The sequence below is a fragment of the Tessaracoccus sp. ZS01 genome (assembly GCF_022342445.1).
Lineage (GTDB): Bacteria > Actinomycetota > Actinomycetes > Propionibacteriales > Propionibacteriaceae > Arachnia.
In genome coordinates this window covers 21887-35768 of the sequence record NZ_PQFE01000023.1, presented here as the reverse complement: position 1 = coordinate 35768, position 13882 = coordinate 21887, and the positions used below count along the sequence as shown (strand labels likewise).

Here is a 13882-nt window from a genome sequence, read left to right as displayed (position 1 = left end):
AGCCTTGCCAGTGCATGTATTTGGCATTGACTTAAAGCACACTGTTGAGTTCTCAAGTTTCGGGTGCGACCCACGCTTCAACCACACCATTTTCCGTGCGATTCCCGCTTGGGGCAACTCGATCAACCTTACTCGCTTGCTGCCGGCCGGTCAAATCCGCGCCGTCTTCAGCTTGTTCGGTTGAGTTGTCTTCGCCGCTGAGCGGCTCGTCCAACTTTACTTACTTGCGCTCGGCCTGTCAAATTGTTTCGATTTGGCTGAGGAGCTTGAGTAGCAGAGGCAAATCCCCCGTGACTGGGAGTTTTGCTGTTGGCGACCGCTTTCGCGGAGCCAAACTTTACTCGGCTTACCTCATCGATGTCAAACCGTCTGGTTCGAGGCCGACCGCTGTTGAGTTGTTCGTCACCGCCGAAGCGGCCTGCTACACATTACCCGTTTCCCTTGCGGCCAGCAAATCGTCGGCCCCGGGCCCGCGCCAGTCGCCCAGGCATGGAGCGGGTTCGTCTGAACGCACACTCGTCCCGTTGCTACGGCTTGGTGGGTATGGCTCCTGGTCCGTCCTGATTCAGTGCGGTGCACCTCGGAGCTTGAGGAACATTACACCTGTGCCGCAGTCCCGGCAAATCAGACCTGGGGGTGATGCGGATGCGCGCACGCCGCAGTGCATTCGTACAGTGGAGCCATGAGACTAACCGGCCGCGCCATTGCTGCTCTGACGGCGGTGCTCCTGGTGGGTTGTGCTCCCATGAGGGCTGGGGTGGTTCCGTCCCCTCTCCCCTCTTCCCCGGGTAGCGCTGCTTCGCCCACCGCTGCGTCGTCGACCCTAGAGGCTCCCAGTCCATTCGCCGCCCGCACTGTCAGCGTCAACGTGAGCGGGGACCTGTTGTGGCACAACAGTCTCTGGGCCAGCGCGGAGCTGGATGCCGGCGCGTCGGCCTCGGGGAGGTTCGACTTCGTCCCCCAGCTCGCGTCTCTGACCGACTACGTGTCGGCCGCTGGTCTGGCCATCTGCCATTCCGAGGTGCCCTTCGCCCCCGCGGGAGGACCGTACGAGAACTACCCCACGTTCGCCGCACCCCAGGAGATCGCCCCGGCCATCCGGGCGACGGGTTGGGACCTGTGCACCACGGCGTCGAACCACACCATGGACCAGGGCTGGGAGGGGTTGGTGCGCACGATCGAGGTGCACCGGGCTGCGGGGATCCTGACCGCCGGCTCCTACGCCTCACCACTGGAGGCGGCCACCCCGGTGATCTTCACCACGGCCACAGGCGTGAAGGTGGCCGTGGTGAGCCAGACCTACGGGCTGAACGGTCTGGAGAGGCCGCCCGGTAAGCCCTGGTCCGTCGACCTGCTCGACGCCGAGCGGGCCGTGGCACAAGCGAGAGCGGCCAAAGACGCGGGAGCCGACCTCGTGGCGGTGCACATGCACGCCGGAGACGAGTACTCCAGCGCCGTCACCGCTCAGCAGGCCGCCTACGCCGAAGCCGTGACTGCCGCGCCGGAGGTGGACCTCGTGTTCGGGCAGCACGCCCACGTGGTGCAGCCCATCACGAAGGTCAACGGCAAGTGGGTGGTCTACGGGGCGGGCAACCTGATCGCGGCCAGCGGCCCCGCACAACCCCACACCTACGACGGGTATGTGGCCCAGATCACCTTCACGGAGCGGGAGGGCGGGGGCTTCACCGCCAGCGCCGCAGAATACGCGCCCACCCTGATCACCCCGAAGTCGGGCAGCGTGCCGGCCCGGGTGCATCTGATTCCTGATGAGCTCAGGAAGGGCACGCCGCTGTCCTCCGCGATGCTGGAATCCGCGGCGCGCACCCGCGCGGTGGTGCACTCGCTCGGTGCAGAGGGCCTGACTGAACGGCAGTAGCCGTCAAAGGTCTCAGCGCAGGCTGGCGATGCCCACCGTCTTGCGCCCGCGCCGCACGACGGCGAAGCGACCGTGCAGCAGCCGTTCCCCATCGAGCGTCAGGTCCGGGTCCTCGACCTTCTCGTTGTTGAGGTACGCGCCGCCCTCGGCAACAGTGCGGCGGGCTTCGCCCTTCGACTTCGACACTCCGGCCGCGACCATCGCGTCGACGATGGTGGCCCCGGGCTCCAGCTCGCCGCCACCGACCTCGCCGGCAACGCTACCCAGGGTTTCCGGGCTCAATTCGTGTAACTCACCGCGACCGAAGACTGCGGCAGCCGCTGCGACAGCCGCCTCCCGTTCAGCCCGGCCGTGGACGATGTCGGTCACTTCATCTGCCAGCGCCCGCTGCGCCTCGCGCTTGAAGGGCGCCTCGATGGTGGCCTGCTCGAGGGCCTCGATCTCCTCGCGGGAGCGGAACGAGAACACCTTGAGGTAGTCCACCACCTTGGAATCCTCCGAGTTCAGGAAGAACTGGTGGAAGGCGTACGGGCTGGTGAGGCTACCGTCGAGCCAGACGGTGCCGGATTCGGTCTTCCCGAACTTGGTGCCGTCCGCCTTCGTCAGCAGCGGGGTGGCCAGCGCATGCGCCTTCCCCTGGTCTGAACGGCGGATGAGTTCCACCCCTGCGGTCAGGTTGCCCCACTGGTCCGAGCCGCCCGTCTGCAGGGTGACGCCGTAGCGGCGGTACAGCTCACGGAAGTCCATCGACTGGAGGAGCACATAGGAGAACTCCGTGTACGAGATGCCGGCCTCGAGGCGACGGGCCACCACATCCCGGGCCAGCATGCGGTTGACCGGGAAATGCTTGCCGACGTCGCGCAGGAAGTCGAGCACCGACATTGTGCTGGTCCAGTCGTAGTTGTTGACCATGGTGGCGGCGTTCGGGCCGTCGAAGTTGACGTAGCGCCCCACCTGGCCGCGGATCCTGTCCACCCATTCGTGCACCAACTCGACCGAGTTCATCACGCGCTCGCCTGATTCCTTCGGGTCACCGATGAGGCCGGTGGCCCCGCCCACCAGCATGAACGGCTGGTGGCCGGCGTCCTGCAACCGGCGGGCCAGCAGAGCCTGCACGAGGTTGCCGGTGTGGACGCTCTCCGCCGTGGGGTCGAATCCGATATAGAACTTGACCGGCCCTTCGTCCAGGTGCGCAGCCAGCGCTTCCGGATCGGTCGAATGGGCGATCAGCCCACGCCAACGCAGGTCGTCAAGTAGTGCATTCACAAGCGCCATCGTAGCGTCCGCTCCCGGGGAGCCGTTCCGCGCCCGTCTGACGGTGCGACTACCCCGCGGGCCAGCCGAGCTGCCGGTACCGCCTGCGGCGGATCGCCCTGCGGTCGCGGCCGGGCATGGTCACGACGCGGGCGACCTCGTCGTGCAGCGCCTCGCCCAACCGTCGGCAGAACTCCGCGCGGTCCCGGGCGGGGTCGTCCGGCTCCGCAACGATGCGGTCGACGATGCCGGCCGTCACCAGGTCTGCCGAGCGAACCCCCTGGGCGGTGGCCATCTCAGCCGCGTGATCGACGTCGCGGTGCACGATCGCCGAGGCCCCCTCGGGTGGGAGCGGCGCGAGCCAGGCGTGCTGTGCGGCGACCACGCGATCTGCCGGCGTCAGGGCCAGCGCGATGCCGCCGGTCCCCTGCCCCATCAAGAGGCTCACGGTGGGGCTCGGCAGGGTGAGCAACTCGCTGAGCGTCCGGGCGATCTCCGAGGCCAGCCCGCGCTCCTCCGCCTCCTTCGACAGCGCCGCCCCAGGGGTGTCGATGACGGAGATCAGGGGCAGCTTGAGCTCGCGGGCCAGCCGGATCCCCCGTCGGACCTCCCTGAGGGCGGCGGGGTCGAGCGGCCGCCCCTGGTCGTGTCGGTCCTGCCCGACGATGACGCACGGCGCATCGCCCCAACGGGCCACGGCCAGGACGGAGCCGGGGTGGGACTCACCGTCGCCGGTGCCGTTGAGCATGGTCACGTCCGAAGCGGCGACCTCCAGGAGGTCGCGGAGGCCTGGGCGGTCGTCGCGGCGGGTGCGTGCCACCGACTCCCAGGCAGGGATATCCGGCAAATCCACCGCCGACGGCAGCGGCGGCGGCATCGAACCGACGCGCTGCTGGACCACGCTGAGCAGTCTGTCAAAGGCAGCCGGCACGTCGGCGATGTCGCAGACTGCATCGATGACGCCGCGTTCGGCCAGGTTGTCCGACAGTTGCACGCCGGGCGGGAACGGGGCGCCGTAGAGCGCTTCGTACACGCGGGGTCCCAGAAAGCCGACGAGGGCGCCGGGCTCCGCGAGCGTGACGTGCCCCAGCGATCCCCAGGAAGCGAACACGCCGCCCATCGTGGGGTTGCGCAGGTACACCAGGTACGGCAGGTGTTCGTCCTTGTGAGCCATGACGGCGCCGGTGATCTTGACCATCTGGAGGAACGCGACGGTGCCCTCCTGCATGCGGGTGCCGCCGCCCACCGGCAGCGCGATGATGGGGAGCCGCTCAGCGGTGGCGCGCTCGATGGCGCGGGTCAGGCGCTCCCCCGCCGAGACGCCGATGGACCCGCCGAGGAAGGCCGCATCACCGGCGACGAGCGCCACACGTCTGCCGTTGAGGGTGCCCTCACAGGCGACGACCGACTCGTCACGACCCGTCCTCGCGCGGGCGGCCTCCAGGTCGTCGCGGTACGGCTCGACGATGGCGGGATCCGGGATCGCCTCGTCCCAGGCCCGGACGGAGCCGTCGTCGAGGATGGTGGAGATGATGTCGTCCACAGTGAGTCGCGTCATTGCCTGCCCCTGTCAGCGGATGGCTTCAGGTTAGTGGGGCCCGGCCGGCATCAGAAATCCGCCAGGGCCGCCTGGGCTGCGCGGAGTTCGGCGAGCTGTTCGGCGACCCTCGCGGGCGCGGTGCCGCCCCGTCCGTCGCGCGACGCCACGGACCCCTCGACTGTGAGCACACCGAGGACGGCGTCGTCGAGGTGCTCGGAGATCCGGGGCAGGTCGTCGGCGGCGAGGTCCTGGAGGGTGATGCCCTTCAGCTCGCAATAGCGGACCGTCTCCCCCGCGACCTCGTGGGCCACGGCGAACGGCACGCCGCTGCGCACCAGGTGGTCTGCCACGTCCGTCGCCAGCGAGAAGCCCTTCGGCGCCACCTCGGCCATCCGCTCGGGATGGAACGTCAGCGTGCCGACCATCCCGGCGACGGCGGGGATCAGCACATGCAGTTGGTCGATGCCGTCGAAGATGGGCTCCTTGTCCTCCTGCAGGTCGCGGTTGTAGGCCAAAGGAAGGCCCTTGAGCGTGGCCATCAGGCCGGTCAGGTTCCCGATGAGGCGGCCGGCCTTGCCGCGCGCGAGCTCGGCGACATCGGGGTTCTTCTTCTGCGGCATGATCGAACTGCCCGTGGACCAGGCGTCGTCGAGGGTCGCGAAACCGAACTCTGCGGTGCACCACAGGATGACGTCCTCGGAGAGGCGGGACAAGTCCACGCCGATCTGCGCCAGCACGAAGGCCGCCTCGGCGATGAGGTCGCGCGCCGCGGTGCCGTCGATCGAGTTCGGCACGGACGAGGTGAAGCCCAGTTCCCGGGCCACCAGCTCCGGGCTCAGACCCAGCGACGTGCCGGCCAGGGCGGCCGAGCCGTACGGGCTGACCGAGAGGCGCTTGTCGAGGTCGTGGAGGCGCTGGATGTCGCGGACCAACGGCCAGGCGTGGGCCAGCAGGTGGTGGCTGAGCAGGATGGGCTGGGCCGACTGGAGGTGCGTGCGGCCGGGCATGACGGCACCCAGGTACTTCTCCGCCTGGGCCGCGAGCGCACTGAGGACCCCGTCGACGTCCTGGGCGATCAGCCGGATCTCCTCGCGGAGGTAGGAGCGGATCAGCGTGGCGATCTGGTCGTTGCGTGAGCGGCCGGCGCGGATGCGGCCACCGAGGTCCGCCCCGACGATGTCCTTCAGACCCCGCTCGAGGGCGCCGTGCACGTCCTCGTCGCTGTCGGCGGGCAGGAAGTCGCCTGCCTCGACGAGACGGGCCAGCTCGGCCAGCCCCTCATCCATGGCCGTGGCCTGATCCTGGGTGAGCAGGCCGGCCGCGAGCAGCGCCTTGGCGTGGGCGCGGGAGCCGGCGATGTCGTGCAGGGCGAGGCGCCAGTCGAACTGGGTGGACTTGCTCAGCGCGAACATCGCCTCGCTGGGCCCGCCCTCGAATCGGCCGCCCCAGAGTCGTCCCTGATCAGTGCTCACAAGTCTTCCTTTGCTGGTTTGCCGGTGCGGGTCATCTCGGAGACGGTCCCCACCGTTCGGATGGCGGCCTCGGTGTCGGTGGCGATCACCAGCACGGTGTCGTCGCCGGCGATCGTACCCAACACGCCGGGGAGCCCGGCGAGGTCGAGGTACGAGGCGAAATACTGCGCCGCCCCGGGCGGCGTCCTGACGAGGATCTGGGTGCCGGCGTGCCGGATGGACTGCAGCAGCTCGGCGCAGAGCCGGGCGAGCTTCTCCAGTGCGGCGTCCTCGCCCTCCTCCCCCGCGGGGGCGTACACGAGGGCACCGCCGACGGCGCGCTGCCGCACGGCGCCCAGCTCGAGGAGGTCCTTGCTGAGCGTGGGTTGGCTCACGGCGATGCCGCGCTCGGCCAGGGCGTCGATCAGTTCACCCTGCGACGTGTAGCGCGCCTCCACGAGCAACTGACGAAGCGTGGCGAGCCGGCCGACGCGGGTCAACTTAGGCATTGTCCCGGAGCAGCGCGGGAAGGGCGTCGAGGAAAGGCTGCAGGTCGTCGGGGGTCGCGATCAGCGGAGGAGCGAGCCGGATGACGTTGGGCCGCGGTGCGTTGATCACGAAGCCCGCGTCGAGGGCCGCGTCGGCGACCTGCGCGGCGTTCCCACCGGTCAGCACGACGCCGAGCAGCATGCCCCTTCCGCGCACCTCGCTGATCGACGGCGCGTTCAGGCCGCGCACGGCGTCGGCGAGCCGCTCCCCGGTGCGGCGCGCGTTCTCCAGCACGCCGCCCTCCAGGGCGTCGAGCACGGCGTTGCCTGCGGCGGCGGCCACGGGATTGCCCCCGAACGTGGTGCCGTGCTGCCCGGGCTGCAGGAGGTCGGCCGCGGGGCCGGTGGCGATGCAGGCGCCGATCGGGAAACCGTTGCCGAGCCCCTTCGCCAGCGTGATGAGGTCGGCGACCGCGCTCACCGTCCGGTGTGCGAGGTATTCGCCGCACCGCCCGAGACCGGTCTGCACCTCGTCGACCCACATCAGCGCACCGTGCGCCCGCGTGAGCTCGCGGATCTCGGCGAGGTAGCCGTCAGGCGCCGGCACCACGCCGTTCTCTCCCTGCACCGCCTCGACGACGACGGCGGCCACAGTGTCGTCGACAGCGGCCCGCAGCGCCTCGATGTCGCCGTAGGGGACGAACGTGACGTCGCCCGGAAGGGGCACGAAGGGTTCGCGGTACTTCGCGTTGGCGGTGATGGCCAGGGCGCCCATGGTGCGGCCGTGGAAGGCCCCCTCCATCGCGATGATGCGCGTGCGGCCGGTGAGCCGGGTCAGTTTGAAGGCGGCCTCGTTCGCCTCGGTGCCGGAGTTGGTGAAGAACAGCCGCGCACCGGAGTCGCCGGTCAGCGCGGCGAGCCGCTGCGCCAGCCGGATCTGCGGCTCGCTGGCGAAGAAGTTCGATACGTGGCCGAGGCGGCCGAGCTGTTCGGTGATCGCCTGCGTGACGCCGGGATGGGCGTGGCCCAGGGCATTGACCGCCAGGCCGGAGAGCAGGTCGGTGTACTGCCTGCCGTCGGCGTCCCAGAGGTGCACGCCCTCGCCGCGCTCGAAGATGCGCTTCGGGGCGCCGAAAGCGTTCATCATGACCGCCCCGTAGCTGGCCGTGAGTTCGTCCTGCGTCATCAGTTTCCTTCCTTCGCTACGCCGGCATTGGTGACCATGGTGCCCACGCCCTGGTTGGTGAAGATCTCGAGCAGCAGGCAGTGCGGGACGCGGCCGTCGAGGACGGTCGCCGAGGTGACCCCGCCCTCGACCGCCCGGACGCAGGCCTCCATCTTGGGGATCATGCCGGCGTCGAGCGCGGGCAGCATCTCGCGCACCTCGTCGGTGCTGATCTGCGTGATGATCGAACTCTCGTCGGGGTAGTTGGCGTAGACGCCGGCGACGTTGGTCAGCATGACGAGGCGCTTGGCGCCGAGGGCGACGGCGAGCGCAGCCGCGGCGGTGTCGCCGTTGACGTTGTACACCTGCCCGTCCGAATCCGGGGCGACCGTGGCGACCACGGGGATGCGCCCGGCGTCGATGAGGTCGTTGATGCCCGCGGGGTCCACCGCTTCGACGTCGCCCACCAGGCCGAGGTCGATCTCCTCGTCGTCGACCATGAGCCCGCGCCGCTTGGCGGTGAAGAGACCGCCGTCCTCACCGGACATACCGACGGCGAACGGGCCGTGCTGGTTGATCAGGTTGACGAGTTCGCGGCCCACCTGGCCCACCAGGACCATCCGCACCACATCCATCGCCTCCGGCGTGGTGACGCGCAGGCCGCCGCGGAACTCCGAATCGATGTCCAGCTTCTTGAGCATCGACGAGATCTGCGGCCCGCCGCCGTGCACCACCACCGGCTTCACCCCGACGCGGCGCAGGAACACGATGTCCTCCGCGAAGGCGCGCTTGAGGTGCTCGTCGGTCATGGCGTTTCCGCCGTACTTGATCACGACGGTCTGGCCGGCGTATTCAGCGAGCCAGGGCAGGGCCTCGATGAGGGTGGATGCCTTGGCGATCAGTTCGGGCTGCTGGTGGGGCTGGGGCCTGGTCATCATTTAGGTGGAGTACTCCGCGTTCTCCTTCACGTAGTCATACGTGAGGTCGTTGGTCAGGATGGTGGCTGCGGCGTTGCCGGCGTGGAGGTCGACGGTCACGGTGACGTGGCGCCCGGAGAGGTCGACGAGGTTGCGGTCGTCGCCGATCTGCCCGCCCCGGCACACCATGACGCCGTTGAAGGAGACGTCGAGGTCCTCGGCGTTGAACTTCGCGTCGGTGACACCGATGGCCGACAACACCCGCCCCCAGTTCGGGTCTCCGCCGAAGACGGCGCACTTGAACAGGTTGGAGCGCGCGATCTCGCGGCCGACCACCTCGGCGTCGCGCTCGGTTGCGGCTCCGGTGACCTCAATGGCGATCTCGTGCTGAGCGCCCTCGGCGTCGGCGATGAGCTGGCGCGCCAGGTCCTGGCAGACGTCCACCAGCGCTGCGGTGAAGGCGCCGATTTCCGGGCGCACCCCGGCGGCGCCGGACGCCAGCAACGCGACGGTGTCGTTGGTGGACATGCAGCCGTCGGAATCAGCCCGGTCGAAACTGAGCCGGGTGGCCTCCCGCAGGGCCTTGTCGAGGTCCTTGGCACCCAGGTCCGCGTCGGTGGTGAGGACCACCAGCATGGTGGCCAGGCCGGGTGCCAGCATCCCGGCCCCCTTGGCCATGCCGCCGATCGACCACTGGCCGACGGTGACGCCGGCCTGCTTGGCCACCGTGTCCGTGGTCATGATCGCCGCAGCGGCCGCCGCTCCCCCGTCGGTGGTGAGGGCCGAGCACGCGGCGTCGACGCCGGGGAGGAGCTTGTCCATCGGCAACCGCACCCCGATGAGCCCGGTGGAGCAGACGGCGACATTGTCGATGATGAGCCCGAGGTTCGAGGCGACGCGGGCCGCCGTGGTGGCGGAGTCCTTGTAGCCCTCGGCACCGGTGCAGGCGTTGGCCCCACCGGAGTTGAGCACGATCGCCTGGAGCTGGCCGTCGGAGACAGCCTGCCGCGACCACTTGACCGGCGCGGCGAAGACCCGGTTCGTGGTGAAGACCGCGGCGGCCGCCATGGACGGGCCGGTGTTGTGCACGACGGCGACGTCCGGCCTGCCCGACGCCTTCAGGCCGGCCGTCGAGCCGGAGGCGGTGAAGCCCTTGGGGAGGGTGACGCTCACGGGGCAACTCCTACGGTGCTGAGGCCGGTGGTCTCCGGCAGGCCGAGGGCGAGGTTCATGGACTGGACGGCGCCGCCCGCGGTGCCCTTGGTGAGGTTGTCGATGGCAGAGATGGCGATCAGGCGCCCGGCCGTCTCATCGACGACGACCTGCACCGTTACGCGGTTGGACCCGACCACGGCTGCGGTCTGGGGCCAGACGCCTTCGGGGAGAAGATCGACGAAGGGCTCGCTCTCGTACCGGGTGGCGTAGGCCACGCGGGCGGAGGCGGTGGTCACGCCGTCGGCGACCGGGGCGGAGCAGGTGGCCAGGATGCCGCGGGGCATGGGGACCAGCAGCGGCGTGAAGCTCACGTTCACCGCGGCGTCGGTGACGTCGGAGAGGTTCTGCACGATCTCGGGGGTGTGGCGGTGCAGGCCACCGACGCCGTAGGGGCTCATGTTGCCCATGGTCTCCGAGCCCAGCAGGTGCGGCTTGAGCGACTTGCCGGCGCCGGACGTGCCGGAAGCCGCGACGACGGAGATCTGGGAGGCGTCGATCAGGCCGGCCGCGACGGCGGGGAGGAGTGCCAGCGTGGTGGCCGTCGGGTAGCACCCGGGCACCGCCACCCGTCTGCTTCCAGCGAGGGATTCGCGGGCGCCGGGCAGTTCGGGCAGGCCGTAGGGCCACGTGCCTGCGTGCGGGGAGCCGTAGAACTTCTCCCACTGCGTGGCGTCCCGGAGCCGGAAGTCTGCGCCGGCGTCCACGATCAGCACGTCCTCGCCCAGCTGCTCGGCGATGGCGGCGGAGGTGCCGTGCGGCAACGCGAGGAACACGACGTCGTGACCGGCGAGCACTTCGGCGGTGGTGGGCTCGACCGCGCGGTCTGCGAGCGGCGCGAGATGCGGCTGGTGGTTGCCCAGGCGGTCCCCCACACTGGAGTTGCCGGTGAGGGCACCGATCGTCACATCCGGATGCTGCAGCAGGAGCCTCAGCAGTTCCCCGCCCGCGTAGCCGGTGCATCCGGCCACCGCCACTGAATACGTCATGGGGGAAACTATTCCATAGATCGAATAGATATGCCACCGCGCGCGAACCATGGTCACAGTCCGGCGTCAGCCGCAGCGTCTACGCTTACCGCATGAGTTTCATGCGCTCGTTCATCGCGCTCACAGTCCTGCTCATGGCCGTGGCCGTCGGGTTCGGGGCCATGGGCGCCCACTGGGTCGACCGGCTGGCGCGCACTCCTGCGCCCATGCAGCGTATCGTCGGCCCGCTGGCCACGGACAGCGAGATCACCGCGGAGTTGTCCTCCACCCTCACCGCTGAGGCGAAGAAGGCCGTGCCTGCGGAGATGCTCGAACTGCCGCTCATCGGCGAACAGATCAACCAGGTCATCACCGTCGCGGTGGTGACGGCGCTCGCGGACCCCAGCGTGCAGCGCGCCTGGAACGAGTCCATCGACCGTTCCCGCGTGGCCTACGTGAAGGCTCTCGATGCGGTGCGCGAGGACGAGACGTTGGAGGCTCCCACCATCTGGTTCGACCTCTCCCCCTTCGCCCAACTGGGGAAGGCGAAGCTGATGGAGGTCTCGGCAGAGCCGCTGCACCCCTACCTCGACCAGGTCCAGTTGGCCGATGTCCGCCTCCCGCTGGGTCAGCCGTCGGAGTCCATCACCCAGTCCATCGCCGACGGCGTGGGCGCCGCCCGCAACTGGCCGTGGTTCTACGCGGCGGCCGGGGCGCTGGCGGTCATCGGCCTCCTCATCGGGTCGCGGCGCGGCCGCTGGGTGGCGCTTCTCCTGGCGGGCGCGGCGGCGGTGGTGGGCCTGTGGTTCGGCCGGCTCACCGTCGAGAGGGTCGCCTTCCCCGAGGGTGACTCCCTGGCCGCCGCGGTGCGCACCCGGATCGTCGAGGGCGGTACCCAGTCGTTCCTGGACTTCACCCAGCCAGCGCTGTACGTCGCCTACGGACTGATCGGCCTGGGCCTGCTGGCCCTGCTCCTCGCAGGAGCCACCAGGCGCTCCTAGGCGAAGACGACCGGCTTCTGCGACCAACCGCCCAGCGGGCGTTCGGCGCGGACGCCGGGCTGATCCGGGGGAAGCGACAGATCCCTGGTGGCGTCGAGCACCTCTTCGAGGAGGATGCGCAACTCCAGAGTGGCCAGCGGCCGGCCGGGGCACACGTGCGGGCCCGCGCCGTAGACCAGGTTCGCCCCGGCATTGGCCTCGGGCTCATACCGGTCCGGGTCCGGGAAACGCGCAGGGTCGCGGTTGGCCAGCGTCCAGTCCACGACGAGGCGCTGACCGTGGGCGACGGGGCAACCGCCCACCTTCGTCTCACGCGTGGCGACACGTCGGTTGCTCACGAACGGGTCGTCGATGCGGAGCAGCTCGTCGATGGCCGCGGCGAGCGCCGACGGATCCGTGCGCCGGGAGCGGACCTCCGCCTCGATGGCCGGGTCCTCCGCCAACTGGTGGAGGACGACGCCCGCGCAGAGGGCCAAGGACCCGAGGTCGCCGCCCGTCCAGTTGCGCAGGATGGAGATGATCTCCGGCCGCGCCAACTGCCGGCCGTCGACCTCCTGACGGATGAGCTCGTCGGTGACGTCCTGGGACGGCTCGCTGAAATGCGCCGCCCGCGGGTCCACCACGCGCCCGATGATGTCGTCGAACCACTGCGCCACCTCCGTGGTGCGCTCGAGGTCACCCGAGCGGGAGGCACTGGCGTTCTCCGCCACCCAGTCGATCAGTTCCTGCCGCAGGTCCGGCGACCAGCCGAGCCAGGCCAGCATCGCGTCGACGGCGAACTGCACGCCCAGGCCGTGAATGACTTCGACGGGCTCACCCTTCGGCACGGCGGCGACGGCTCGGCGGGCCACCTCCCGGACCGGTCCTTCGAGGGCAGCCATCCGCTCCTCGTTGAAGTAGGGGTCCAGCGCACGCCTGAAGGCGGCGTGCTCCTCACCGTCGAGCCCGTTGGGTACCTGCAGGAAACGCGACACCTTGCTGGAGAACGTCTCGGGGTCCTGCACCACGGCGAGGGCCTCGGCGTGCCCGGTCACCCGGATGGTGTCGCCGTCAGGGAAAGCGCTCATGGTTTGACACTAGCGGATTGGAATAACAGGGGCACCTGGGTTGCGCCGTCAGGCCTGGGGAATGGCCCGGCCCTCGGTGTCGACGACCTCCCGGGTGCCCAGCACCCTGTCCAGTTCCACGACCGCCTCAAGGGTGGCGGCATCCTCGCTGTCACGGGAGCTCTCGTCGATGAGGACCTCGATCACGACCTGCTCATCGGTCTCCTCGGTCACCTCCACGGCTGCAACGGTGTCGCCGGCGGCGGCCTGGATCTGGAGGGTGAGCGCCTGGGAATCAGGATCGCCCGAATAGGTGGACGGACTGACTTTCACGGTGTCGGTGCAGGCCATCAGGGCGCACGCGAGCGCAACTACCGCGATCCAGATCGCCGGCCGGGAACCACGTCGCTGTCGGTTCATGGGAGTTACCCTACCGGGGTCACTCCCCGCACGAAGGTGTCAACGCCGACCCGGAAATGATGCTCCGCGAGGGCCGGGTCGAACTCCGTCAGAACTCCGAGGGCGTACATCTGGGTGCGGGTCTGCTCCTCGACGACGTGCCCGAGCACGAAGTGGAGCAGCGCCGCCATCGTCGCCTCAGGTTCCGGGTGCCCCGCACGCGAGAGGAGGTCGCGGCCACCTGCCGTCGGATCCAGGGTGCCGAGGCCGAGGGCGTGGGAGGAGCTCACGAGTTCGGCGGCATCGCGATGGGTGAGCAGCGCAGCACGGAGGCTGTGGGCCCAACCGGACAGGTCATCCACCGAAGTGAGCGTGGCGAGGATCTGGTCCGCGATCGCGGCCAGCAGCGACTGTTTATTGGGCACGTGGTAGTACAGGGCCCCCGCCTGGACACCCAACGAATCCGCGACGCGCCGCATGCTGAGGTCTCCGAGGCCGTACTCGTCAAGGATCGCCAACCCGGCATCGACGATGGCCGCCCTGCTCAGCGCCACGAGGCCCCTTC

General features: G+C 69.5%; 14 protein-coding genes. 3 read left to right on the top strand and 11 right to left on the bottom strand.

All coding sequences use genetic code 11. The features are described 5' to 3' along the window. Positions 1 to 184: hypothetical protein (locus C3E87_RS13890; protein WP_233120819.1), on the top strand; the 184-nt coding region annotated here is incomplete at its 5' end. Positions 185 to 868: 684 nt separating this feature from the next. Beyond that, positions 869 to 1876 (top strand): CapA family protein, encoded by a 1008-nt coding sequence (locus C3E87_RS13885; RefSeq protein ID WP_076063983.1) that lies wholly within the window; start codon positions 869 to 871, stop codon positions 1874 to 1876. A gap of 12 nt (positions 1877 to 1888) precedes the next feature. Here C3E87_RS13885 and tyrS read toward each other — a convergent pair whose 3' ends face one another. From tyrS to argC, 8 genes are read right to left on the bottom strand one after another with little or no spacing between them, the layout of a single operon-like run. After that, a complete protein-coding gene (tyrS, locus tag C3E87_RS13880; RefSeq protein WP_076063981.1) occupies positions 1889 to 3142 on the bottom strand; it encodes a tyrosine--tRNA ligase in 1254 nt (417 codons plus the stop codon). 58 nt (positions 3143 to 3200) lie between these two features. Next, the gene (locus C3E87_RS13875) at positions 3201 to 4688 is read right to left on the bottom strand and encodes a carboxyl transferase domain-containing protein (RefSeq protein ID WP_076063979.1); all 1488 of its coding nucleotides are present in this window, start codon (positions 4686 to 4688) and stop codon (positions 3201 to 3203) included. A 50-nt stretch (positions 4689 to 4738) separates the two neighbouring features. Continuing rightward, positions 4739 to 6142: an argininosuccinate lyase gene (gene argH / locus C3E87_RS13870; protein WP_076063977.1), complete on the bottom strand. Its 1404-nt coding sequence runs from the start codon at positions 6140 to 6142 to the stop codon at positions 4739 to 4741. Continuing rightward, positions 6139 to 6630: an arginine repressor gene (locus C3E87_RS13865; protein WP_076063975.1), complete on the bottom strand. Its 492-nt coding sequence runs from the start codon at positions 6628 to 6630 to the stop codon at positions 6139 to 6141. The genes argH and C3E87_RS13865 overlap by 4 nt, the downstream gene beginning before the upstream one ends. Beyond that, positions 6623 to 7795, bottom strand: a complete 1173-nt coding sequence (locus C3E87_RS13860; RefSeq protein ID WP_076063973.1) for an acetylornithine transaminase — start codon at positions 7793 to 7795, stop codon at positions 6623 to 6625. The genes C3E87_RS13865 and C3E87_RS13860 overlap by 8 nt, the downstream gene beginning before the upstream one ends. Beyond that, positions 7795 to 8709, bottom strand: a complete 915-nt coding sequence (argB, locus tag C3E87_RS13855; protein ID WP_076063991.1) for an acetylglutamate kinase — start codon at positions 8707 to 8709, stop codon at positions 7795 to 7797. The genes C3E87_RS13860 and argB overlap by 1 nt, the downstream gene beginning before the upstream one ends. 3 nt (positions 8710 to 8712) lie before the next feature. Continuing rightward, the gene (gene argJ, locus C3E87_RS13850) at positions 8713 to 9864 is read right to left on the bottom strand and encodes a bifunctional glutamate N-acetyltransferase/amino-acid acetyltransferase ArgJ (RefSeq protein WP_076063971.1); all 1152 of its coding nucleotides are present in this window, start codon (positions 9862 to 9864) and stop codon (positions 8713 to 8715) included. Continuing rightward, a complete protein-coding gene (gene argC / locus C3E87_RS13845) occupies positions 9861 to 10892 on the bottom strand; it encodes an N-acetyl-gamma-glutamyl-phosphate reductase (protein WP_076063969.1) in 1032 nt (343 codons plus the stop codon). Before argC ends, argJ begins: the two co-directional genes overlap by 4 nt. 92 nt (positions 10893 to 10984) lie before the next feature. On the opposite strand from argC, the gene C3E87_RS13840 reads away from it, so the two are divergent. Further along, entirely contained in the window at positions 10985 to 11872 is an 888-nt protein-coding gene (locus tag C3E87_RS13840) for a hypothetical protein (RefSeq protein WP_076063967.1), read from the top strand. On the opposite strand, the gene C3E87_RS13835 is transcribed toward C3E87_RS13840, so the two are convergent. The 3 genes from C3E87_RS13835 to C3E87_RS13825 are packed head-to-tail and all read right to left on the bottom strand — an operon-like array spanning position 11869 to position 13871. After that, on the bottom strand, positions 11869 to 12939 hold the full coding sequence (locus C3E87_RS13835; RefSeq protein WP_076063965.1) for a cytochrome P450: 1071 nt from the start codon (positions 12937 to 12939) through the stop codon (positions 11869 to 11871). The genes C3E87_RS13840 and C3E87_RS13835 overlap by 4 nt on opposite strands. A 48-nt stretch (positions 12940 to 12987) precedes the next feature. Further along, on the bottom strand, positions 12988 to 13338 hold the full coding sequence (locus C3E87_RS13830; protein WP_143571058.1) for a hypothetical protein: 351 nt from the start codon (positions 13336 to 13338) through the stop codon (positions 12988 to 12990). 5 nt (positions 13339 to 13343) lie between these two features. Further along, entirely contained in the window at positions 13344 to 13871 is a 528-nt protein-coding gene (locus tag C3E87_RS13825; RefSeq protein ID WP_076063961.1) for a TetR family transcriptional regulator, read from the bottom strand. Between the last annotated feature and the right edge of the window lie 11 nt (positions 13872 to 13882).

Excerpts from the sequence above, each read along its gene's own strand:
- C3E87_RS13875 (WP_076063979.1), bottom strand. The coding sequence starts at position 4,688 with ATGACGCGACTCACTGTGGACGACATCATCTCCACCATCCTCGACGAC.
- C3E87_RS13865 (WP_076063975.1), bottom strand. The coding sequence starts at position 6,630 with ATGCCTAAGTTGACCCGCGTCGGCCGGCTCGCCACGCTTCGTCAGTTG.
- C3E87_RS13860 (WP_076063973.1), bottom strand. The coding sequence starts at position 7,795 with ATGACGCAGGACGAACTCACGGCCAGCTACGGGGCGGTCATGATGAAC.
- argB (WP_076063991.1), bottom strand. The coding sequence starts at position 8,709 with ATGACCAGGCCCCAGCCCCACCAGCAGCCCGAACTGATCGCCAAGGCA.
- argC (WP_076063969.1), bottom strand. The coding sequence starts at position 10,892 with ATGACGTATTCAGTGGCGGTGGCCGGATGCACCGGCTACGCGGGCGGG.
- C3E87_RS13840 (WP_076063967.1), top strand. The coding sequence starts at position 10,985 with ATGAGTTTCATGCGCTCGTTCATCGCGCTCACAGTCCTGCTCATGGCC.
- C3E87_RS13835 (WP_076063965.1), bottom strand. The coding sequence starts at position 12,939 with ATGAGCGCTTTCCCTGACGGCGACACCATCCGGGTGACCGGGCACGCC.
- C3E87_RS13830 (WP_143571058.1), bottom strand. The coding sequence starts at position 13,338 with ATGAACCGACAGCGACGTGGTTCCCGGCCGGCGATCTGGATCGCGGTA.